Raw genomic sequence first — 23,009 nt, forward strand, 5'->3', positions numbered from 1 at the left:
CCGTTCGAGAATGCCTCGTCATGTCTCGGGAGGAGATTGATATGGAAAAAGACAAAGGTTCCGTGATCGGTATGCAGCTTGCCACGACGCGCCGCCGGTTCATGATCGGCACCGGCGCCGTGTTGGCTGGCGGCATGCTCGCCCGGCCGGCCCTCGCTCAGTCGAAGGAGCTGACCATCATTTCCAACATCGGAAATGCAGATCAGCGCGCCGTCCTGCAGCGCCTCGCCGATGAGTATTCCAAAGCGTCGGGCGTTGCCGTCACCATCAACAACATGGACCACGAAGCCCACAAAACCGCCATCCGCAGCTATCTGGTGGTTGGAGCCCCCGACGTCTGCTTCTGGTTTTCCGGCAATCGCATGAAGGCCTTCGTCACGCGCGGCCTGTTCGACGACATGTCCGATCTCTATGAGCGCGAGGGCTACAAAAAGGTTCTCGGCGCGACCACCGGCGCGTTGACGGTCGATGGCAAGCAATATGGCCTGCCGCTCGGCGGCCTGCTGTGGGGCATGTTCTACCGCAGGGACGTATTCGAAGCGAAAGGCTGGACTGCGCCCGCCACCATCGAGGATCTCCTGGCACTCGGCGAGCAAGCCAAGTCCGCCGGCATGGTGCCGGTCAGCATGGGCACCAAGGAGATGTGGCCGGCCGCCGGCTGGTTCGACCATATGAACCTGCGCATCAGCGGCCTGGAGAAGCATCTCGCGCTGATGGACGGCAAACTCGCCTACACCGACGCCTCGCTCAAGCCGGTGTTCGACAAGTGGGAAGAGCTGATCAAGGCCGACCTGTTCACGCCGAACCACACCTCCTCCGGCTGGGAGCAGGCGGCCGCCGCGCTGGCCCAGAAGAAGGCGGCCCTGATGGATCTCGGCGGCTTCATCAAATACGGCTTCCCGCCGGAGGACGTCGACAAGATCGCTTACGCGCCCTTCCCGGTCATCGACAAGAGCATGCCCCGCTACGAGGACTTCTCGCTCAACTCGGTGCACATCCCGAAGAACGGTAAGAACAAGGAAAACGCCCGCGACTTCCTGGCCTATTTCTACAAGCCGGAAAATCTCGCTGCTTTCCTGGAAGCCGAAAGCGCCGTGCCGCCACGCATCGACTGCCCACCCAGCAAGGACCCGCTGATCAATGCCGCGGTCGAGTCGATGAAGACGGTCGTCGGTACCGCCCAGTATTACGATCGCGACACCGATCCGGACATGGCGCAGGAAGGCCTGAAGGGCTTCCAGGAATTCATGGTCAAGCCCGAGCGCCGCGACCAGATTCTCGAGCGCCTTGAGGGAACGCGCAAGCGGATCTTCAAGGGCTGAAGTCTCCAGGCGGTCGCGGCTTCCCCCCGATCGCTCGCCTCGGGCGAGGACATCTCCTCCCTCCCCTCCGGAGCCACCTCGCCCGAGGCCTTCCCATCGGTCACGTAACTCAACGGAAACGACCAGATGAGCCAATTCTGGCGGCGTCATCGTCACTGGCTGGCGCCCACCCTCTTCATTCTGCCCGGCGCGTTGCTGTTCGGCATCGTGATCATTCTGGCCTCGGTCCAGACGATCTGGGTTTCCTTCTTCGACTGGGACAGCGTCGGCCCGATGCAGTGGGTCGGCCTTTCCAATTACGAGCAATTGGCCGCCGATCCGCAGTTCTATGTCTCGCTGAAAAACAACGTGATCTGGCTTGTCATGTTCATGCTGGCACCGCCGCTGGGGCTTGCCCTCGCCCTGCTGCTCAACCAGGCGATTGCCGGCATGAAATTCCTGAAATCGCTGTTCTTCGTGCCGCTGGTATTGGCCTCAGTCACCGTTGGCGTCGTCTTCACCTGGGTCTACGACCCCACCTTTGGCCTGCTGTCGCTGATCTACGGCTGGTTCGGCGCCACCGCCCCTGCCCTCCTCTCCGACGAGCATCTGGTCAGTTTTGCGGTGGTGATTGCCGCGCTGTGGCCGCAGATCGCCTTCTGCCTGGTGCTGTTCCTCGCCGGCCTTAACAACCTCAACGAAGACCTGATCGGCGCCGGCCGGGTTGATGGGGCGCGCGGCTTTGCCATGCTGCTGCACGTCGTGCTGCCGCAGCTGCGCGAAGTGAGCTTCATCGCCCTGGCGGTCACAGTGATCGGCGCGCTTCGCTCGTTCGATATGGTGGCGGTCATGACCTCAGGCGGACCGTTCGGCTCGTCCAGCGTGCTCGCCTATCAGATGTACGAGCAGTCGATCTTCTCCTATCGCTTCGGCTATGGCGCTGCCATCGCCACCGTCCTGTTCGCCATCATGGCGGTATTCATCGCCTGGTATCTGCGCACGCTGCTCCGGCCGGAACGGGAGACTGCCTGATGTATCCACGCCCTATTCCGGAAACCGCCCGCTCGGCGCGCGCCGCCTACATTGCCCTCGTCGTCGCCGTGCTTATCCTGTGGCTCCTGCCGCTCGTCACGGTGATGCTGACCTCGCTGCGCTCCTTCGAGGAGGTGATGGCCGGCAACTACTGGGGATGGCCGAAGTCGTTCAATTTCATCGAGAACTACACGGCCGTCTTCAAGCAGACGGCGCTGGCTCGCTATTTCGTCAACAGCCTGATCATTACCCTGCCCTCGGTCGTCGGCGTACTAGTGCTGTCGACGCTGACCGGCTACGTGCTGTCGCGCCATCGCTTCCCCGGCAACCGCCTGGTCTTTGCGCTGTTCGTCGGCGGCAACTTCCTGCCGGCGCAGATCATGATGATCCCGGTGCGCGACCTGATGGTCGGCGTCGGCCTCTATGACACCTATTTTGCGCTGATCATCTTCCACACCGCTTTCCAGACGGGCTTTGCCACGCTGTTCATGCGCAACTTCATCGCCGCCCTGCCGGACGAGCTGTTCCAGGCCGCCCGCGCCGAGGGCGCGTCGCCCTGGCAGACGCTGTGGCACGTCGTGGTACCGCTGATCCGCCCGGCCCTTGCCGCGCTGGCCATCCTCACCTTCACCTTCGTCTGGAACGACTATTTCTGGGCGATCGTGCTGACGCAGAGCGACGCCGTCAAACCGGTGACAGCCGGCCTCAACAACCTGCGCGGTGAGTGGACTTCCGCCTGGAACCTGGTGGCGGCCGCCACGATCATGGTCGCGATTCCGCCCGTCGCAATGTTCTTCCTGATGCAGCGTCACTTCATCGCCGGCCTGACCATGGGCGCGGTGAAGGGCTGACCACACACTTTCAAGGATGCCTCCCCATGGCGAGCGTCGAAATTCAACACGTCGAGAAACACTACGGTGGCTTCCACGCCCTCAGAGATATCAGCCTGACCATCGAGGAAGGCGAGTTCATCGTCATGGTCGGGCCATCCGGCTGCGGCAAGTCGACCCTTCTCAAGACCATTGCCGGGCTGGAAACCGTCACCGCCGGCGAGTTGCGGATCAAGGGGCGCGACGTGACCCATCTCGAGCCGGGCGACCGCGGCATCGCCATGGTCTTCCAGTCCTACGCGCTCTATCCGCACATGACGGTGGAGGAGAACATGGGCTTCGGCCTCCGGATGGCCAAGCGCCCGAAGGCCGAGATCGATGCCGCCGTTGCTCGGGCAGCGCAGATCCTGCGGCTCGAAGAGCAGCTGCAGAAATATCCCAAGCAGCTTTCCGGCGGCCAGCGCCAGCGCGTCGCCATCGGCCGCGCCATCACCCGTTCGCCCGATGTCTTCCTGTTCGACGAGCCCCTCAGCAATCTCGACGCCGCGCTGCGCACCCAGATGCGCGTTGAACTGTCGACGCTGCACGACCGGCTCGGCTCCACCATGATCTACGTAACCCACGATCAGGTGGAAGCCATGACCATGGCGAGCCGCATCGTCGTGCTCAACGGTGGGCGGATCGAACAGGTCGGCGCCCCGCTGGAACTTTATACCAACCCGGTCAACCTGTTCGTCGCCGGCTTTCTGGGCGCGCCGCGCATGAACTTCGTCGCCGGCAATGTGACCTCGGCAAACGGCCGCAGCGCTTCGGTGACCTGCGGCGATGGCCTGACGATCGATTTTCACGATCTCACCGAGACGCCGGCAACCGGAGCGACTGTCACGGTCGGCATCCGCCCGGAAAAGCTCCGTATCGGCGATCCCAGCGCGGGGACTAGCTTTCCGGCACGTGTTCGGCTGACCGAGTATCTCGGACGGGAGACCATCGTCTATGCTGACGCTGCCCCTCTTGTGACGTCCGGATCGGATAGCGGCACGGGAGTGTTCACCGTTCAGATCGGCGATATACAGCCCTTCATGTCCGATGCGCCTGTTACGATCGGCTTCGACACGGACGCAGCCTATCTCTTTGCCTCTGACGGAAAAACCCTGTCCGCAGCCAAGCCCGTCACCAAGACCTGACAAGGACTCCAGCAAATGAAACTCGCATCTCCGGCGCCGCTGTCGGTTTGGCGCCCGCTCGCCCTCGACGATTTCCTTGTCGGCGCTCCCCACTACCCCGAGCACGTCGATGACAGCTACTGGCAGCGCGATGCCGAGCGCATGGCAGCCGCCGGCTTCAATGTCGTACGCATGGGCGAATTCGCCTGGCATCTCCTTGAACCGCGCGAGGGCGTCTTCGACTTCTCGCTGTTCGACCGGGCGATCGCCGTTCTGGGCCAACAGGGCGTCAACACCATCTTCTGCACGCCGACGGCAACGCCACCGCGCTGGCTGACGGCCACCTATCCGGAAGTGCTGCGTGTCGACGAGAACGGACGCGCCACCCGCCACGGCTCGCGCCAGCACGCCGATACCGCAAGCCCCGTCTACCGCATGCACAGCCAGCGGATCACCAGGGCATTGGCCGAGCATTATCGCGACAACCCGCATGTGATCGGCTGGCAGACCGACAACGAACTCAACACCACCGTCTCTACCTCCTATTCGGAGGCTACGTTGCGCGAATTCCGTCGCTATTTGCGCAATCGCTACGCGACCATCGCCGACTTGAACTTCGCCTGGGGCGGCGATTTCTGGGCACTGGCCTATGACGATTTCGACCAGGTGGTCCTGCCGCTAGCCGGCGCGCCTGGTCACCCATCGCCCGGCCATGTCCAGGATTTCCATCGCTTCCTGGCGGCTGCCACCGCCGCTTTCCAGCATGACCAGGTGGAGATCCTGCGCGCCACTAATCCCGATTGGTTCATCTTTCACAATCTCGGCCGATTGGTCGACATCGATTTCCGTGGGCAGTTCAGCCAGGACCTCGATTTCCTCGGCTTCGATATCTACCCGATGCTCTACGACGAGATGCAGCGCACCGGCGGCCATCCGGCAACGCAGGCGTTGCACCTCGATATCTGCCGGGGCTTTACCGGCAACTTCATCGTTCCCGAGCAGGCCTCCGGCTTCGGCAGCCAACCCACCTTCTCCACCATGACGCCCGAGCCGGGCGAGATGCGCCGCATGGCCATGAGCTCGGTGGCGCGCGGTGCCGACGGGCTGATGTTCTTCCGCTGGCGACCGGCGCATTTCGGCGCCGAGATCTACTGGATGGGCATTCTCGACCATGACGACGTCCCCCGCCGGCGTTATGAGGAGGCCGCCCGCTTCGCCTCCGATATCGCCCGGATCAAGGGCGATCTGCTCGGCACCTCGGTGCGCATGGACATCGGGATCGCTGGTGCCGACTTCGACAACCAGGAAGCCTACAAGACCTATCCGATCGGCATGCCAAGCCCCCTCGAAGACGCGACGCGGCTGCACCGCTATTGCTACAGGAACGGCATCGCCTGCGGCTTCATCCATCCCGAAGACGACTTGTCGCGCCTCAAGCTGCTCTACATTCCCCATTGGGTGATGTGGAAGCCGGAGTGGGACGAGCGGGTGGAAGCTTTCGTCAAGGCGGGCGGCACCCTGGTGGTCGGCGCCATGACCGGCACGCGCGACACCAACAATCACATTATCCGGACCATGGCGCCCGGCCCCGGCTTATCCAGGCTCTGCGGCGTTCGGGTCGAGGAGTTTGGCCGCGTGGCCGAACCGGGGTCCGACGGCCTCTTCGTCCTTCAGGGCACCGAGGGAGGACTGCACAAGCCGGCCAGGCAGTTGCCGGCTGGCTCGACGGAGCGGCGCTACAACTTCACGCTCGGCAACCGCGAGCATGAATCGGCCCACCTCTACGAACTCCTGGAAACGGAACCGGACGTCGAGGTGCTGGGTCAATGGAGCAACCGCTTTGCCAGCGGCCGCGCCGTCATCACCAGTCGCAAGGTCGGGGCCGGCCGGGCGATCTATGTCGGCACCTATCTCACCGATACGCTGGTGGAAGGCCTCGCCAATCAGCTGTTCCCGACCGCCAGCATCGCGCCGCTCCTCCCCGATCTGCCGCCAAATGTGGAGGTGACGCTGCGCGAAGCAGAAGATCGCAAGCTGCTCTTCGTCCTCAACACCGATGCCGAATCCGTAACCGTACCGGCCGTGCCCTCCGGCACCGATCTTTTGACTGGCCACCCCGTCGAAGGCGTTCTGTCGCTAGAGCCTTACGGCTGCGCCATCGTCAAATTGAGCTGATTACCAACCTAGCCCGCCTCCAGGATAAACCGGGAGGCGGTGCATCGTCCTGCTGGACTGGCGTCGCCGACCCATCTAGTTTGGCCGCCAAACGCGAGGCTCCAGGCGAGACTCGCCCCTCAGGTAGCTAAAGGCTCCGACGATTCCGCCGGAGCGAGTTTGACGAATGACCGAACCCAAGATTTTCTCTCAGCCGTCCAAGATGCGTTGGGACGTGCGCCTGACCGATCATCCTCTTAGTGCCTATATGCCGCTGAATGACGCAGCCGCCGCAGCGGCCAAAACCGACGCAACGGTTGGGGATTTGACGGCCAACGACCATGTGGTGGTCTATTTCAGCAGCCGTCACTTCATTCCCTACTGGGGGACCAAGTGCAACATCTCGCTGATGATGCTGGAGCCGCAAGGCATCAAGCCGAGACATTATTTCACGCTGCCGTTTTTCTATTGGAATTTCAAATACATCCTAACGCATTCAACCAATATACTTAGAAAATGTCCCAACGGGGTTTTCTTTAACCCTCACGTCTGCACCACACCACCAGGCGATGTTGAAAAGACCAGGAACATATCGCTGATCGCGTCGAAGAAGCGGGATCTCTACGGCCATCGCCTGCGCCATGTCGTCGCCGACGCCTGTCGCGACAAACTGGATCTTTATGGCCGCGCCTACAAATCAATCCATTCCAAGTCGGATGCACTGCTCGATTATCGGTTTTCGGTGGCCATCGAGAACAGCCGATATGGCGGCTACTTTACCGAAAAGATCCTCGATTGCTTCATCAACAAGACGGTGCCGATCTATTGGGGCGACCCGGAGATCGGCCACCACTTCGACCCGAAGGGGATCATTTACTGCGATACCAAGGAAGAGCTGATCCAGGCCATAAATACCGTGACGGAACAGGACTACGAGTCACGACGGACCGCCATCGAGAGCAATTTCGCGGCAGCGCTCAAGTATACGAATCTCAACGCCATGCTCTCCGAAAAAATGGCTGAACTGACGAGGACCGGCAGTTAGCCCGTAACCACATCTTGCCAGATCCGGCGATGACGAAAGGAACCCGATATGGTCCTGCTGGAATTTGCCATGTACCCCGTCGGCAAGGGCGAAAGCCTCAGTCCCTACGTCGCCCGTTCGCTCGATATCATCGACAAGAGCGGTGTCGCCTATCAGCTGACTCCCATGGGGACGATCCTCGAAGGCGAATGGAACGAGGTGATGGCCGTGGTCACAGCCTGTTTCGAGGCGATGCGTGCCGACTGCCCCCGCGTCGAGGTGGCGCTCAAGGTCGACTATCGCCAAGGCGAAACGAGCCGTCTCGCCGCCAAGATCGCGTCGGTGGAAGACAAGCTCGGCCGGAAACTCAGCACCGGCTGAAGGCTGGCCCGGTCTCGGCGTCCTTCATGGTCGCCTGGATGAAGTCGGCCGATTCCGCCAGCTTGTGCTTCTCCCAGTCATTGAGCGCGACGGGCAACTGTTTCAGAATGCCCTCACGTCCGATCATGCAGGGCATGCTCAGCGCAACGTCGCCGTCGTATCCATAGTGCCCGCGGAGCGTCGTAGAGGCGGGGTAGATGCTGCGTTCATCAAGGAGGACCGCCCTGGCCATGGTGATCGCCGCCTGGGCGACGCCGGCATTGGTCCAACCCTTGCCATTCAGCACCTCGTAAGCCGCGCTGACGATCCTTGCCTTGACCACGTCGGGATCACGAATGTCGTCCGTCGCCTCGAAATAGCGATCCAACTCTTCGAAGGGTATCCCGCCGACATTGACATGGCTGAGCACGGGAAAGGCCGTCCGTCCATGTTCCCCCATCATGAAGCCGGTCACCGACTTCGGGTCGATGCGGTAGGCGTTGGCGACCAGTTTGCGCAGCCGGGCCGAGTCGAGCATGGTGCCCGTGCCGAAAACGCGGCCTCGCGGATAATCGAATTCGTTCTCCGCGATATAGACCATCGTATCCAGTGGGTTGGTGATCAGGATGACGATGGCATCCCTGGTATATCGTGTGATGCCCGCCATGACCTCGCGAATGACACCGCAGTTGGCCTTGGTCAACAGGGCGCGATCGGGCTCGCCTTTCGGTTTGTTCGGATCGGGGACAACGCTGCCGCCTGCCGCGACGATGATCACGTCGGCATCGGCGCACTGTTCGTATCCGCCATCCCTGACATCGACGTTGGTCATGTAGGTCAGCGCCGTGGCATGCGCCTGATCGAGGGCCTCTCCATAGGCCACGTTCTTCAGAAGATCCACGACTCCGATCTTGCCGAACAGTCCGGTCTTCATCGCGTCGGCGAGAACATAGGAGCCGACGTGGCCAACGCCGACGACAACCAGCTTGTTGATATGCACGATTTCGCTTCCCTGAGGCGACAGCCGCCCTGCCCGGACAACCGCATTCCCCACTATTGACACCTTGACAGTAACGGTGGGTACTCCCGAGGGCGCGGAGCGACAAGCTCATTCAATAGGCAACACAACCCCACCGTACTGGCAGCGCCGAGCCTGGCCACAGCGGAGCGCCCCAAAAGCGGCAACCTGTCCGCACACGAATTTGGAGACGGATACTCGCCCGCAGGCGGTATCATTTAAAATTCACAGAACTGTGGGCAAACCGGAACGCGGGATGGGCGAACACCCTCTCCCTCGGAATGACGGAGAGCTTTCTGGAGCCTGCCCGACGAGACGATGTCCTGATCGTAACCAGAGATGCATGTCATGCCCAACATTATTGCCGCCGGCTTCAGCGCCAGTTCCAGGGATGGCGAGATCGACAGCTTGGCAGACGACCTCGCCCGGCTGGTTTCCATCGGCGCCGATGTCGCCGAGCTCGGCCTTAGCGGGCTCGATCTGATTGCTGGCGGACGGATCATCGGCGATCGGCTGCGTCGCCTGGCAGCCATGACCGCGCGGTTGCCGCTGCGCTACAGCGTGCATGGCTTGGTGTCCTCCAACTTCATGGATCCGGAAACGCTGCCTTTGCAGCTCGCCGCTGCCAAGGCGTTGGTGGAAGTTTGCGATCGCATCGACGCGCGCGTGCTGGTGCAGCATGGCGGCGAACTGCGGCCAGACCAGACAAGCGCGCGCGCTGGAGCTGACGCACGCCAGCGCGAGGCTCTTCTCGACCTCGCAGAATTCGCCCGCCGCTATGGCGTCCGCATCGCGCTCGAGAACATCTTCACGACCGAGGAAGGGCAATACCGGCAGACGCCGGCCGAACTGGCCGCGACCGTCAGGGAGATTGATCACCCCAACCTGATGGCACTCATCGATTTCAGCCACGCCTACATCGAAGCGACCTATCGCGGGCTCGATGTCAAGGCGGAACTGGCAGCCATGGCCTCCGTCACCGGCCATCTTCATGTGCATGATAGCTTCGGCCGGCCGATCGGCCGCTTCAAACCCTTTTACCCTCAGGAAGCCACCGCGCTTGGCCTTGGCGACTTGCATATGCCGCTCGGCTGGGGCGACATCGACTGGGAAAGCCTGTTCGGCGAAATCGACGTGCTGCCGGATACCTTCCTGATCATGGAGATCGAGGCCCGCTATCGCTCGGAGCAGCCGGAATCGCTGGCAATTGCCAGGCGACTCATCGACATCAACGCCGGCAGGGCCGTAAAGGCAGCCGAATAAACGACGAGGAGGCGCCGAACCCCTCCGGCGCCTCCCCGTATGAAAGACCTACATTCTGCCCTTGGCTTATCAGCCGAAGGTGAACGTAAACTCCTGAGAACCAAGGTGACCGGTTCCAGTCCCGCGCGTTCCAGTCGATACAAAACTAAACGAACCGCTTCGCCCATCCTTGCAGGTGAAAGTGCCTGCACCGTCCCGGTGAGACACATAGACAAACGTTCCCTTGCACTGCTTTCCCTTTGTACTGGTCAGCTCCAGCGTGCCGGCACCATCCAGATATCCGGTGGCCTTACCCGTAAAGGTCTCGTCACCCGTCGTCATCTGCCCCGTGACTGGCAGCGTCATCGAACAGCCCGCTGCGGCCAGTCCAAAGGCCAGCACGGATGCAAATTTCCCCAAGACTCTCATAGTCACTCCCCCGCTCACTGCACCACCAAGCTAACGTAAGTCGAGCGTGATGCAACCACGGGGAAGCTCCCTATGAGGTTATGCCTAACCACTTTCAAACAACGTGTCAGAATACCTTCAGCCCGTTCAGAAGGACGATGGCGATGGCCACGGGAGCCACGAAGCGCACCAGGAAGAACACACTGCGGATCGCGATGCGATTGATCGGCGAGCCCCCCTCGGCAAGCCGCTTCTCCGGCGCCGCGAGGCCATAGACCCAGCCGACGAACAGGCAGATCAGGATGCCTCCGACCGGAAGCAGTATGTTCGAGCTCAGGAAATCGAAGAGATCGAATGGATTGAGGCCGAAGATCTTGAAATCGGCCGTCAGGCTCTGAGAAAGCGCGGCAGGCACGCCCAGCACGGCGATCATGGCAATCGTGCAGAGAGCCGCCATCTTCCTCGGCAGACGGAAGCGTTCCGACAGAATGGCCACCATTACTTCAAGCAGGGACAGGATGGCGCCAACACTGGCAATCGCCGTCAGCAGGAAGAACAGCGTCATGAAGATGATGCCGCCCGGCATCGAGGTGAACACGGCCGGAATGGTCATGAACACCAGCGACGGACCGGCGGCCGGCTCGAAACCGAAGGCGAACACCGCCGGGAAGATGGCGATACCGGCGAGCAGCGACACCGACAGGTCCGCGAACACCACCCGCGTCGCCGTGGCGGCGATATTCTGATCTTCCCGGAAATAGCTACCGTAGGTCAGCATGGTACCCATGCCGAGCGACAGCTTGAAAAACGCCAGCCCGAGCGCCGTGAGCATCACCGCCGGAGTGATCTTGGAAAAGTCGGGATTGAACAGGAAAGCGAGCCCGTGCTCCGCGCCCGATAGCGTCAGGCTGCGAACGCAAAGGATCAGCAGCAAGATGAACAGCAGCGGCATCAAGCGGCGCGCGACCGCTTCGATGCCCTTCGAAACGCCAAAGGCGATGATGAAGCCGGTGAGACCAAGCACCACCCATTGCCAGATAAGTGACGACCAGGGATTAGCGACCATCTGGCCGAACACCACTTCGGCCGCCTTCGGGTCAGTGGTGGCAATCTCACCGGTCAGCGACTTGAAGATATAGGCGTAAACCCAGCCGGCAACTTCGGAATAGAAGGCCATGATGAGAAGTGCGGCCAGGAACCCCATCCAGCCGATCGCCTTCCACCACCACTGGTTCTTTGGCGCGAGCTTGTCAAAGGTCGAGATCGCATCCGCCCGTGCCGTGCGTCCGAGCATAATCTCGGAGATCATGACCGGCAGACCGACGATGACGGTAGCGGCAAGGTAGACCAAAAGAAAACCGGCGCCCCCATTGGTACCGGTCAGTGATGGGAACTTCCAAATATTGCCAAGACCGACGGCCGACCCAAGGGTGGCCATCAATGCGCCGAACGTGCTGGTAAACCCGTCGCGACCTTGAGACATTACGCTTACCCCCTGCGAACTTATTCGTTTGAACAAAGCTATCGACTACCGGGGAAACGCATTCAAGATAGGGAGGTACACCACCTTCGGACCGTCCTGTGCAAAAGTCGGGGATAGCGCCCAGCATAGTGCAGCATTTCCCGCGATTCTGACGGAGCCATGCCGAGCAGCCCGAAGCCTAACGCCGTCGTTCTCAGCTTCGGACCTGAGGGGTAACTCCAGCCATCATCAATTCACGAAAGGTGGCAACAGGGCGGCTTGCTGGCGATCCCGCTCGGCGCCGACGATGGCATGCGCCAGTTCGTCGGGAATGCCGACGGCGGCAAGGGCGGCTTCGGAGAGCTGCAGGCTGGCCTCAAGGGGTAGCAGCACGACTTTGGTAGCCCCCACCGCCAGCAACAGCCGGGCGTGCTGGGTGTCATGGGCGCGAGCAAAAATCGGCAGGTCCGGCCATTCCGCCCTGGCAACGCGAACGACATCGGCCACCGCAACGGTATCGTTCATGGTGACGACCAGCGCCGCCGCCCGGCCAGTTCCCAGCCGCTTTAGGAGTGACCGGTGAATCGCGTTGCCCCAGTGGATGGCGACACCAGCCTTGCGCAGCCCCCCTACGGTGAGTGCATCTGCATCGACGGCGGCGATAGGGATGCCCGCTTCGGTAAGTGCCGCGCCGACAGCCCGGCCGACACGGCCATACCCCGCAATCACGACATGACCATCTTCGCCTTCCGGCGGCAGGTCGGGGACCGGCTTTTCATCGTGCGGAAGGCGCAGCACGATGCGGCTGGTAATCGCACTGACCGTGGGTGCCGATAGCATGGAAAGCCCGACGACCACGACGATCAAACTACCGGTCTCCGGCGTGATCAAGCCAAAGCCGTTGGCGAGGCCGACCACGACAAAGACAAATTCGCTGCCACCGGCGAGCAGCAGCGACAATTCCACCGTCAGTGGCTTCGGTAGCCCGATCACTCGACCGATAGCCAGCAACAAGGCGGCTTTGATTGCCAGGAAGCCGACCAGCGCACCGAGATACAGCAGAGGCGTCGCAGCCACGCGATCAATATCAATGCCAAGTCCGACCGACACAAAGAAGACGCCGAGCAGCAAGCCCTTTACCGGCTCGATATCGACCGCGATCTGGTGACGGTATTCGGTTTCGGAAACAAGAAGACCGGCGAGAAAGGCCCCGAGGGCCAGCGACAAACCGATCGTTTCGGTAAGGACCGCTGTGCCGATGGCCGTAACGAGGACCGCAGCCAGGAACAGCTCGCGGATGCCGGTGGCGATCACCATACGGAACAGGCGGCGAAGGAGCAGCCGTCCGAGCGCCATGATCACGGCAATGGCGATCGACGCCTTGATGACGGCGAAGACGAGGTCAAGAAGCACCGACCTTCCGCCCGGATTGCCGAAGGCCTGCGTCATCAAGAGGATCAGAACAACCGTCAGATCCTGGAACAACAAGATGGCCAGCGCCGAACGACCTAGGCGGCTACCGGCGGCGCCGCGTTCGGTGAGGATCTGCATGACGATGGCGGTCGATGACATCGACAGGGCGGAGCCGACCACCACAGCGGCCGGCAGCGTCAGGCCGATCGCCAGCAGCAGGGCGACCATCACCGTCGCCGTGGCGATCACCTGAACGCTGCCAAGGCCGAAGACGCGAACACGCATTGCCCACAGCCGATCGAGAGACAGATCGAGGCCGATCATGAAAAGCAGGAAAACCAGGCCGAGCTCGGACAGCAGTGCGATGCCAGCGCGGTCGGTGATCAACAGATAGTCGATCCCGGGCAGGCTACCGGAAAAGCGCCCGAGCCCACCTGGACCGAGCAGCATGCCGATCCCGAGGAATCCGATGATCGGGCTGATCCGCAGGCGGTGGATGAACGGAAGCACAATGCCGGCGGCGGCCAGAAACACAACCGTTTCGCGAAGGTCGAGCGCGGCCTCAGCAGTCATGGAAGAGCTCTCCTGTGATCTTGGACCTTATCAGGAGGCCGTTGTCGAAACGATAAGCGGTGGCGGCTTCGCATGTTGGTGACAATGCACGCCAAACTCGGCGTACGATCGGAACCTCATTCGGAATGCTCGCCATCACACAACGCGGCGAGCCAGGTCGCAACTCAAACCTGCGGCAAGCGAAACGTCGCCTGAGTTGATGCGCTGAGCGCTCGGGCCGCCCTGAAAACTCCTCAATCTTTTCACGCCACGCCCCGAAAGCTGTAAGCAACACGTAAGGCTGGAACATCATCGTCTCCACAACGCAACAAGCGAGACATGATGATGGGAACGTCAGTTCTAGTTGACAGCGATGACACCCGATATCCAGAAATAGAGAACTTTATCCGCGATATATACCAGAGATCATACTTCGCGAAGCCGGCAAATCTCCCCAAAAAGCTGCTCGCAAAATACAGTAAGCATGGTGACCTACTTTGCGCGGCTGGCTTGAGGACGCCAAAGGACGGCTTCTTCTCGGAATGCTATCTCGATCTGCCGATCGAACAGGCGCTGGCGAGCGCTATCGGGCACGAGGTCCGGCGCGCCGACATTTGCGAAGTCACCTCTCTTGTCAGCAACTCGCCGCATGAGACAGGCGCATTCGTCGACGACATCGCAGCACAAATTGCCGCCCTCGGTTTCAGCTGGTCCTTCTATACGCTGACGAGCCGTCTCGCCCTGCTGCTGAAACGCAAGGGACTTTCCCCCATCGACCTCGCTCCCGCCGAGGCTCACCGCGTTCCCTCGCCTGAGACTTGGGGGCGCTATTACCTGACCTCTCCCCGCGTCTTCGCCATTTCGATCGAGCACCTCAGGGCTCGCACAACCTCTCCCGGAGGCACCCTAGACCATGCCATCGCTATTTGAACCACTCTTCGGCCATGCACAAATCGACAGCGCAGCCAAGGCCTTCGCCGACGCAGAACATGACTTCACCCGGGGGCAGTTCCTGGCGGCGGTGAGCACTCTTGCCGGTCAGCTCCAGCATATGCCTCGAACCGTCGGCATCCTGATGCCCAACGGTGTCGCCTGGGCAGTTACGCTCGTCGCCGCCGCCGCCGCGGGAAAGACCATCGTGCCGCTGCCGACCTTCTTCAGCGCGGCCCAGATCGCCTACATCGTCGCCGATGCCGGTGTCGAACTCATCCTGACTGACGGCCAGTTCAAAATGGCGGAGACCTTGAAGGGAACCGCCACCCTCGCCGTGCATATCGATCCAGAAGCGCCGAGCGTGCTTCACCCGGAACCGGACTTCGACGTGGTCATCTACACATCCGGCAGCACAGGAACGCCCAAGGGCGTACGCCTCGGCGAACGGCAGATCACCTGGTCTACCCGTGCCCTGGTCGAGGCAAGCCAGGCATCCCGCACCGACCGTTACCTTTCGATCCTGCCGCTGTCGCTGCTTCTCGAAATGCTCGCCGCGATATTCGTTCCGCTCTCGGTGGGCGGAAGCACCTATTTCGACCGAGAGACGGCCGATGCCATTGGTCATGGCAACGTCCGATCGCTGGCCGGCGTTTTCGAGCGTCACAAGCCGACGTCGTCGGTCCTCCTGCCTCAGCTCCTCAAGATCTGGGTGACGGAACTTTTGACCAAGGGGCAGATCGCCCCAGGCTCGCTACGGTTCGTCGCCGTGGGCGGCGCGCCGGTTCCGAGATCGGTGGCGGATCGCGCCGTCCTCTTGGGTATCCCCATCCATGAAGGCTACGGTCTCTCCGAATGCTGTTCGGTAGTCGCCATGAACAGGCCGGGTGCAAGGACGGCAGGAACCGTCGGTCGGCCGCTCGACGGTCTCGAGGTCACTCTTGAGGACGGCGAAATCATCGTCTCCGGCCCGTCGGTAACGGCAGGCTACCTTGGGAAAGCGGACCATGTCGGCTCGTGGCGAACCGGCGATCTCGGCCACTTCGATGAAAGCGGCAACCTCATCGTGCTGGGCCGCAAGGACAATCTGATCGTCACCGGCTATGGCCGCAACGTCAGTCCGGAATGGGTGGAGACCGCCCTGCTCTCGGACCCGCGTCTCGCGCTCGCCTGCGTATGCGGCAGCTCGGATCGGCCACTCACCGCCGTCCTGATGCCAGCTCCGGCGGCAGAACCCTGGTTCATGGCGGCCAGCGAGGCGGATCTCATCGAGCTGGTCCTCGACCTGACGTCGGCGCTGCCGACCTACGCGCGTCCCGAGCAGGCCGTTGCCCTCTCCCTCGCCACCGCGCGGGCGGAACAGCTCATCACCGACAATGGCCGCGTTCGCCGTAACGCGATCGCCGCCTTCCTTTCGGCCCGCAACGAACAAGCGGCCTGACAATCCTCGATAAACACCCCCAGCAAGGAATGATCATGTCCTTCTACGATCAGCTTCAACAGGAAACCGCAGTCGAGCGGCAGCGCTTTCTTTCCATCCCGCTCATCCGTCGGGCCATCGCCGAAGGCGCCAGCCGCGAGACCTATCTCGCCTTCCTTGGCGAGGCTTACCACCACGTCAGCCACACCTTCCCTTTGTTGGCGCTGGCGGCCTCGCGCACCACCGACGAGCGCTATCAGGACGCGCTGGTCGAATACATGGAAGAGGAGCGCGGCCACGAGAAATGGATCCTCGACGACATCGTGTTCTTCGGCGGCAATGCCGATACGGTTCGCCGGCGGGGGCCGTCGCCAGCAACCATCGCCATGGTCGGCTATACCTATTATGCCATCGAGCATCTGACCCCCTACGCCATGCTCGGCAGCGTGCATGTGCTCGAAGGGATGTCGGTTCTGCTCGCCGACAAGCTGGCCGACCGCCTGAGCCAGTCCTGGGGGCAACAGGACGCCAAGGGCTTTTCCTATCTGCGCTCCCACGGCAGTTTGGATCAGAGCCACGTCGCTTTCTTCCGCGACCTCATCAACGGCTTCACCGACCCGGTGGTCCAGCGCCTGATCATCGACAATTCCAAGATTTTCCATCACCTCTACGGCGGCATCTTCCAGGAGATCGACGCGCGCGAGGGCCTCGCCAATGCGGCCTGAGCCCCCCCTCGTTCTGATCACGGGCGGCGGCTCTGGCATTGGGCGCGCCCTGGCGCTGGCCGCTGCCCGCGATGGGGCCGAAATCGCCCTGTGCGGGCGGCGGGGCAATGCGCTCACCGAAACGGCCTCCCTCCTTGAGGGCAGCGGCGATCCGCTTGTCATTCCCGCCGATCTCACCACCCCCGCCGGCCGCACCCGCGTGATCGATACCATCGCCGATCGCTGGGGCAGGCTGGACATTCTGATCAACAATGCCGGCATCGTTGAAGGCGGACCGCACGACTCGTTCGACGACGAAGCCGTCGAGCATTTGTTCGCCACCAACGTGCTGGCTCCGATGGCGCTCACACGGGCGGCTTTTCCTCTCCTCCAAGCGAGCCGAGCGGCCTCACCGCGGGTCGTCAACGTCGGTTCGGTGTTCGGCGAAATCGCCTACCCAGAATTTGCCGCCTATTCGGCCAGCAAGTTCGCCCTGCGCGGCTTTTCGTCAGCCCTCAGACGCGAGTGGAAACGCCACGGCATCGAAGTCACCTACGCATCCCCCCGCGCCACCCGAACCGACGCCGCAGCAGCCTTCGATGACCTTATCGAAAGCCAGGGCATGTCGCTCGACGCACCGGACGCCGTGGCCCGAAGGATTTGGAAAGCCGTCCGGCGAGGACGACGAACCGTTTACCCCGCCGGTCCCGAACGCCTTTTCATTCTCATCCAGAGCCTGTTCCCCGCTCTGATCGATCGCGCTCTGACGGCAAAGTGAAGCCCAAAAACGGAAGTTGAATCATGACCATCGTTCGCACGACCACAATTCGCGCTACCCTTCTCGGCGTTCTGGCGCTCTCTGCTTTCCCAGCGTTCGCAGATGCTGATCCTGCTTTCGACGGCGCCTTGCATAATCTGGAGGTCCACTGGGAAACGGTGAAGTTCACCGTTCCCCCGGGCGACAAGCAAACCACCGAAATGGAAAAGGTCGGCGCGGAAGCGGATGCACTCATGGCCCGCTACCCCAATCGGGTCGAAGCCGAGATCTGGGACGGCATCCTGAAATCGGAACAGGCGTCGATGGCCTCGGCCTTCTCGGCCCTGTCGCTTGCCAAAGAGGCGAGAGCCGTCCTCGAAAAAGCCTATACCGAAAATCCCGCTGCCCTCGACGCCGGAGCGCCGACCAGCCTCGGCGTTCTCTATTACCGCGTTCCCGGCTTTCCGATCGCCTTCGGCGACAACAAGAAAGCCCGCTCGCTTCTCGAACAGGCGACGGCTTCTGCCCCGCAGGGTCTCGACGCCTGGTATTTCTATGGCGACTTCCTGATGAACCAGGGCGAGAATGACAAAGCGCGTCAGGTCTTCACCTATGCCCTGTCGATTCCGGAAAATCCGGCACGGCCGCTCTGGGACAAGAGCCGTCGCCAAGTGATCAAGGAAGATCTCGCCAAGCTGCAGGCCAAGACGTGACCTCTGCGCTCCCACAGCACCGAGGCGACGACCTCTGGAGCCGGATCGACCGCCAGCTCGCTTATCCCAGGGGCGTCGCCGGCTGGCTTCTGGGCCATATCATGGTCCCGCTTAACCGCTCCCCAAATCGCAAGGCCGTCGCCGCCCTGGCCCCGAGGGGCGGTGAGGCCATTCTCGAAGTCGGCTTCGGCCCGGGCCAGGCCCTCGGCGATATTCTTGCCGTTGCACCTGGCTGTCGCCTCCATGGCATCGACCGCTCCGCCGAGATGGTCGATCTGGCACGCTGGCGAAACAGGCGTGCCGGCGGCGCGCTTGACTTGCGTATCGGCACCCTGTCCGACCTTCCGTGGCCAGATGCGAGCTTCGACAAGGTGCTGGCCGTCAACGTTGCCTATTTCTTCGATGAGGAAGGCATTGCGGCTCGTGAACTTCACCGCGTGCTGCGGCCGGGTGGCCGGCTCGTCCTCTACGTCACGGACCGCGACACCATGGCCCGCTGGCGTTTGGCCGGGCCGGAAACCCACCGCCTCTATGGCAAGACGGATATTGAGACCATGCTGGTTGGCGCCGGTTTCGAGCCCCGCAACATCAAACTGACAGCCGTTTCGCTGCCTCTGGGAATGCAGGGGTGGATGGCAACCGCTGAACGAAGCGCGCTTTCCTCTGTCAGGTCAGCCGATCCTGCGGAGACCAGGGGTTCAGCATCATAGTCGCCCTGGCGCCGCGCGGCGGCGCGTTTTCGACAACAAGTCGCCCGCCAAAAGCGCTGAGAGTTCTTGCGGCGATCGATAGACCAAGCCCGACGCCGTCGAACCGATCGCTGCGGATAGGGGCTCGCGTCGAAAGATCGCGGGACAGGAGAGAAACCGGGAAGCCGGGTCCATCGTCGGTCACGCTGAGCGAGCAGGTGTCATGGTCGATTGCGATGGAAATCTCGCTGCCGGGCGGGGCGTGAGACAGAGCATTTTCGACGAGATTGCGCAGCGCCCGAAAGAGCTCATCAAACAGGCCCGCCACAGGAGCGGGATGCTCGGCGCCGATCAGCTCGATGGATCTTCCACGCGCGACAACGAGAGGCGCCATGAATTCGGCCACGCGGCGGCCAACATCGCCGAGATCGACATGGTCGTCTGGCGAAAGCTGAACTCGGCCGAGACGCGCCCGATCCAAGAGCTGCTCGATCATCCGTTCCATGCGGTCGATTTCCGGCTTCAGCAAAGGCGTTGCATCATCGCTGTTGCCAGCCAGCTGCAGTTTCAAAACGGCGATGGGCGTCCTGAGGTCGTGCGCCACGTCCGCGACGAACTCCTCAAGCGCGCGGTACCCGGCCTGCAACCGGCCGAATGCCAGATTGACGGCCCGCACCAGAGCCCGCACGTCATCCGGCAATCCTATCTCATCAATGGCGGCCACCCGCGCCTGCGTCGTGATGGCCTCGGCCTGGGCGACGGCTGTGCGAACCGGCCTCAGAGCAATGTGAGCGACGCCGAGGTTGGCAAGCAGCATGAGAAGCAGGAAAGGCAGCCACAGCCAGGCGATGTCTTTGATGAACTCTTCCAGAACGGAATCAAAAACCATCTCGCCGCCGGGAAAGACGACCTCAACGAACAATGGTCGGTCGGTCCCATCGATCGGTGCAGCAAAGCCATAGCGCATCGTCCGGGTCGAGCCGGCGGGCAGTTCGAAAAAGAACCCGTCCTTACCGTCCAGCGGGACGAAAGCCTGGCGATCAGCCGAATTGCCCCCCAGCCATCGCCCATCGGCGTCGAGAACGGCATAGGCGCCGTTGGCCCGCTCGATCAGCCGCTCGGTTTGGTGGCCGGCGACAAAACTCCGGCCGCCGCTGGCGGTGACATCGGCTGCGATGGCCCTCGCAAAGCTCTGCAAGGTTCCCTCGCGAAACTGGCTCTCCGAGGCGTGAAAGCGGAAATACAGAAAGGCCGATGCAAGGAGAACAGCAGCGACAGCGGCCAGCAAAAGCCCGACCGCAAGGCGACCGAACAAACCGCGCGGACCGACCTTCACGATACGCCCCTGGTCAGCATGTAGCCGATGCCGCGCAGGGTATGGATTTCGATTTGAGCACCAGCGGCGACCAGGCGCTTTCGGAGACGATGGACGAGAACTTCGATGGCGTTCGAGCTGACCTCTTCGCCGAATCCATAGAGCGTCTCTTCAAAGGCGATCTTGGTGATGACGTTGCCGGTACGACGCATCAGAAGCTCCAGCGCTCCAAACTCGCGCCGGCTCAAATCGACGTCGCGCCCGTCGATGCGACAGAGCCGCATCGACGTGTCGAGGTTCACGTTGCCCTCCTGGAATATGATGCTGAGGGGCTGCCCTACCCTGCGGAGCTGAGCGCGGAGACGCGCGATGAGCTCGTCCATATTGAAGGGCTTTTTGAGATAGTCATCGGCGCCGGCGTTGAGGCCGGCGATGACATCCGACGGCGCATCTCGCGCCGTCAGCAACAGGATGGGGCTCGCAACGCCCGCGTGGCGTAGCGCTTCGAGCAGTTCCATGCCGTCGCGATCGGGCAACCCAAGATCGAGAACGATCGCATCGTAGGGCGTGGTGGCGGCGGCTTCCTCCGCGTCAAAGGCGGTCGTGAAGGTATCGACCGTAAAACCGTTGACTCGCAGGGCTTTGGCGACGGCGTCGCCAAGCGCTTTGTTGTCCTCGACGTAGAGAATGCGCAATTCCGAAACAACCTTTGCCAGCCCGCGAGGCCAGTCTTGTTGTTCCGAACCTGTCGGGCGTCTGTCGAACCTGCCAGAAATACCGAGGCAACCCGCCCCGCACTCCCTGCTTCATCCCCAGGCAAGGTGCTGGAAAAGGGCTGGGACGCGATCGAGAGTCGGAAAGGTTTCGTCCGGTGTATAATCCGGCAGCGGCTTACGGCCGGTTCCCCGATCGATCCAAATGCAGCGGAACTCTAGATCTCGCGCCGCGACGAGATCGAGATGCGGGCTGGCGCAAATATGGACGACCTCGCCGCGACCAACGCCGAGAGCCGCATGCGCATAATCGAAGATCTGTCGGGTCGGCTTGTAGGCACCCGCTTGCTGGGCGGTGATCACCCGGTCGATATGCCCGCCAAGCTGGGCAACATTGCCGGCAATGATATCATCATCGGTATTGGAGACGATGCAGAGCTTGAAGCCCTGTGCCTTCAGCGCACCGAGAGCCGCCACGACCTCCGGGAACGGCGGCATACGCGAGATGCTGCCGGTAAGGGTGTCGATATCGGCAGGCGAATAGGTAAGATTGAGTTCGTCCATGGCGTGGCGTAGCCCCTCGCCCGCGACGGTGCGGAACGACTTGTGCGGCGGCTCGGCCTCGAGCGCGTGCTCGTATTTGTCGTAGACGCGGATCAGCGTCTCCGCATCGACATCGGAGCCGGGCCGCTTGGCGAGGATCGTGTTGACGGCCGCCAACAGACCCTCGTCCCATTGGATAAGCGTGCCGTAGCAATCGAAAGTCAGCCATTCGGGCCGGGGGCCGGAAAGCATGAGAATCCCTTTCCTTGAAGGCAGCGCGACCGCACCGGCGCAACATGGCAAACAGGCTCGGAAACGCAGCACGATCCCGCCTTTGGGTCGGGCAAGACAGGCTCGCTGAAACCGATGAGTGTCACGAGTCCTTTCATGTGTCAATCGATTGTCTGACAATCTTCAAAGAAGACGATGCCCCTATTGACCCCAGCAAATTCTCCCCTGCCGGCGAATGGCACGAACGCCTCAAGGAATGAAACTCAAAAAAACTAATGTGCTCCAAGGGCGGCAAGATGCGCCACGAGCTTCTCGCCTTCCTGCTCGTTGTGGTCGATAGCAGCTCGGATGGCCCGCTGAACATCGCCCACGGTCAAGCTTTCGACGATGGGGCGATGCTGGCCGACAATCGTGGTCGGGTCCAAAAGAGCATCGCTGGAGGCAATGTAGATGCGGACCTGCCGCTCGACTTGCGCATATTGCTCGGCCAGCCGACGATGCCCGGCGAGATCGATGATGGTACGGTGCAGGCCAAAATCGGCATCAGCGATCTGTTTGCGGTTGCCACCGGCGCAGGCCGACTTCAATTTGCCGAAAGCGTCATCGATTCGGGTGCTCATGGCCGACGCTCCGCCGCTGCGGATCTCGGTGGCTACGAGCCTCGAGGCCAGCGCCTCCAGACTCGATCTGAGCGTATAGAGTTCCCAAGCGTCATGGGCGCTGAGCGACATCACCATCCAGCCGGTATAGGGGATCTGATCGATCAGCCCTTCTTGCGTCAGCTGGTGAAACGCAGTCCGGATCGTCGCGCGGGAAACACCGAGTTGCTCGGCCATGCGGATCTCGGTGAGCCGCGTACCAGGAGGTATTTTCCCTTCCAGAATACCCTGCCGCAAGGCCGAGGCAGTCTGCACCTCGGCGCTCAACTTTTGAACTTTGGGAATGTTGAATTCTGGCCCTGTCGACATAATCGATGGCTAACACACCGATTGGCTATTGTCGACAATCGGGTCCAATAGAAAGCTAATCGACGTG

Annotated in this window: 22 protein-coding genes; 14 read left to right on the top strand and 8 right to left on the bottom strand. The window is 61.8% G+C overall.

Annotated elements, in window-relative coordinates:
• Positions 1-41 precede the first annotated feature (41 nt).
• The 7 genes from G522_RS0112385 to G522_RS0112415 all read left to right on the top strand — a co-directional run bounded on the left by G522_RS0112385 (position 42) and on the right by G522_RS0112415 (position 7,885).
• Positions 42-1,322 (top strand): ABC transporter substrate-binding protein, encoded by a 1,281-nt coding sequence (locus tag G522_RS0112385; protein WP_156886924.1) that lies wholly within the window; start codon positions 42-44, stop codon positions 1,320-1,322.
• A 126-nt stretch (positions 1,323-1,448) separates the two neighbouring features.
• A complete protein-coding gene (locus tag G522_RS0112390; RefSeq protein WP_026791326.1) occupies positions 1,449-2,333 on the top strand; it encodes a carbohydrate ABC transporter permease in 885 nt (294 codons plus the stop codon).
• Positions 2,333-3,184, top strand: coding sequence for a carbohydrate ABC transporter permease (locus G522_RS0112395; protein ID WP_026791327.1), 852 nt, complete (start codon positions 2,333-2,335; stop codon positions 3,182-3,184). The genes G522_RS0112390 and G522_RS0112395 overlap by 1 nt, the downstream gene beginning before the upstream one ends.
• A gap of 26 nt (positions 3,185-3,210) precedes the next feature.
• Positions 3,211-4,347 (top strand): ABC transporter ATP-binding protein, encoded by a 1,137-nt coding sequence (locus G522_RS0112400; protein WP_026791328.1) that lies wholly within the window; start codon positions 3,211-3,213, stop codon positions 4,345-4,347.
• A gap of 15 nt (positions 4,348-4,362) precedes the next feature.
• Entirely contained in the window at positions 4,363-6,501 is a 2,139-nt protein-coding gene (locus G522_RS0112405) for a beta-galactosidase (protein WP_026791329.1), read from the top strand.
• A gap of 166 nt (positions 6,502-6,667) precedes the next feature.
• A complete protein-coding gene (locus G522_RS26590; RefSeq protein ID WP_051228571.1) occupies positions 6,668-7,525 on the top strand; it encodes a glycosyltransferase family 10 domain-containing protein in 858 nt (285 codons plus the stop codon).
• Between the two features lie 48 nt (positions 7,526-7,573).
• Positions 7,574-7,885, top strand: a complete 312-nt coding sequence (locus G522_RS0112415) for an MTH1187 family thiamine-binding protein (protein WP_026791330.1) — start codon at positions 7,574-7,576, stop codon at positions 7,883-7,885.
• Here G522_RS0112415 and G522_RS0112420 read toward each other — a convergent pair.
• The gene (locus G522_RS0112420) at positions 7,872-8,864 is read right to left on the bottom strand and encodes a lactate/malate family dehydrogenase (RefSeq protein ID WP_026791331.1); all 993 of its coding nucleotides are present in this window, start codon (positions 8,862-8,864) and stop codon (positions 7,872-7,874) included. The genes G522_RS0112415 and G522_RS0112420 overlap by 14 nt on opposite strands.
• Before the next feature lie 366 nt (positions 8,865-9,230).
• Between G522_RS0112420 and G522_RS0112425 the strand changes: the two genes are divergently transcribed.
• Positions 9,231-10,145, top strand: coding sequence for a TIM barrel protein (locus G522_RS0112425; RefSeq protein ID WP_026791332.1), 915 nt, complete (start codon positions 9,231-9,233; stop codon positions 10,143-10,145).
• A 69-nt stretch (positions 10,146-10,214) separates the two neighbouring features.
• Here the strand turns inward: G522_RS0112425 and G522_RS0112430 are convergent, their stop codons facing one another.
• The 3 genes from G522_RS0112430 to G522_RS0112440 all read right to left on the bottom strand — a co-directional run bounded on the left by G522_RS0112430 (position 10,215) and on the right by G522_RS0112440 (position 13,980).
• A complete protein-coding gene (locus G522_RS0112430; RefSeq protein WP_156886925.1) occupies positions 10,215-10,526 on the bottom strand; it encodes a hypothetical protein in 312 nt (103 codons plus the stop codon).
• A 133-nt stretch (positions 10,527-10,659) separates the two neighbouring features.
• The gene (locus G522_RS0112435) at positions 10,660-12,015 is read right to left on the bottom strand and encodes a sodium-dependent transporter (RefSeq protein ID WP_026791334.1); all 1,356 of its coding nucleotides are present in this window, start codon (positions 12,013-12,015) and stop codon (positions 10,660-10,662) included.
• Positions 12,016-12,243: 228 nt separating this feature from the next.
• The gene (locus G522_RS0112440) at positions 12,244-13,980 is read right to left on the bottom strand and encodes a cation:proton antiporter domain-containing protein (protein ID WP_026791335.1); all 1,737 of its coding nucleotides are present in this window, start codon (positions 13,978-13,980) and stop codon (positions 12,244-12,246) included.
• A gap of 318 nt (positions 13,981-14,298) precedes the next feature.
• On the opposite strand from G522_RS0112440, the gene G522_RS0112445 reads away from it, so the two are divergent.
• The 6 genes from G522_RS0112445 to G522_RS26605 are packed head-to-tail and all read left to right on the top strand — an operon-like array spanning position 14,299 to position 19,193.
• Entirely contained in the window at positions 14,299-14,889 is a 591-nt protein-coding gene (locus tag G522_RS0112445; protein ID WP_026791336.1) for a thermostable hemolysin, read from the top strand.
• On the top strand, positions 14,873-16,330 hold the full coding sequence (locus G522_RS26595) for an AMP-binding protein (RefSeq protein ID WP_051228572.1): 1,458 nt from the start codon (positions 14,873-14,875) through the stop codon (positions 16,328-16,330). Before G522_RS0112445 ends, G522_RS26595 begins: the two co-directional genes overlap by 17 nt.
• A 35-nt stretch (positions 16,331-16,365) precedes the next feature.
• Positions 16,366-17,034 (top strand): iron-containing redox enzyme family protein, encoded by a 669-nt coding sequence (locus G522_RS0112455; RefSeq protein WP_026791337.1) that lies wholly within the window; start codon positions 16,366-16,368, stop codon positions 17,032-17,034.
• Complete coding sequence (locus G522_RS26600) at positions 17,024-17,791, top strand: SDR family NAD(P)-dependent oxidoreductase (RefSeq protein ID WP_036839048.1); 768 nt, start codon at positions 17,024-17,026, stop codon at positions 17,789-17,791. Before G522_RS0112455 ends, G522_RS26600 begins: the two co-directional genes overlap by 11 nt.
• A gap of 23 nt (positions 17,792-17,814) precedes the next feature.
• Complete coding sequence (locus tag G522_RS0112465; RefSeq protein ID WP_026791338.1) at positions 17,815-18,483, top strand: tetratricopeptide repeat protein; 669 nt, start codon at positions 17,815-17,817, stop codon at positions 18,481-18,483.
• Positions 18,480-19,193 (top strand): class I SAM-dependent methyltransferase, encoded by a 714-nt coding sequence (locus G522_RS26605; protein ID WP_051228573.1) that lies wholly within the window; start codon positions 18,480-18,482, stop codon positions 19,191-19,193. The genes G522_RS0112465 and G522_RS26605 overlap by 4 nt, the downstream gene beginning before the upstream one ends.
• On the opposite strand, the gene G522_RS30760 is transcribed toward G522_RS26605, so the two are convergent.
• From G522_RS30760 to G522_RS0112490, 4 genes are all read right to left on the bottom strand, one after another.
• A complete protein-coding gene (locus G522_RS30760; protein ID WP_425414060.1) occupies positions 19,150-20,139 on the bottom strand; it encodes a sensor histidine kinase in 990 nt (329 codons plus the stop codon). The two genes, G522_RS26605 and G522_RS30760, sit on opposite strands and share 44 nt — an antisense overlap.
• A 365-nt stretch (positions 20,140-20,504) precedes the next feature.
• Positions 20,505-21,182: a response regulator transcription factor gene (locus G522_RS0112480; RefSeq protein WP_026791339.1), complete on the bottom strand. Its 678-nt coding sequence runs from the start codon at positions 21,180-21,182 to the stop codon at positions 20,505-20,507.
• A 111-nt stretch (positions 21,183-21,293) separates the two neighbouring features.
• Positions 21,294-21,995: a haloacid dehalogenase type II gene (locus G522_RS0112485; protein ID WP_156886926.1), complete on the bottom strand. Its 702-nt coding sequence runs from the start codon at positions 21,993-21,995 to the stop codon at positions 21,294-21,296.
• 251 nt (positions 21,996-22,246) lie between these two features.
• Positions 22,247-22,888, bottom strand: coding sequence for a GntR family transcriptional regulator (locus tag G522_RS0112490; protein WP_169453517.1), 642 nt, complete (start codon positions 22,886-22,888; stop codon positions 22,247-22,249).
• Between the last annotated feature and the right edge of the window lie 121 nt (positions 22,889-23,009).

It is taken from the genome of Pleomorphomonas oryzae DSM 16300, assembly GCF_000422965.1.
Taxonomy (GTDB): domain Bacteria; phylum Pseudomonadota; class Alphaproteobacteria; order Rhizobiales; family Pleomorphomonadaceae; genus Pleomorphomonas; species Pleomorphomonas oryzae.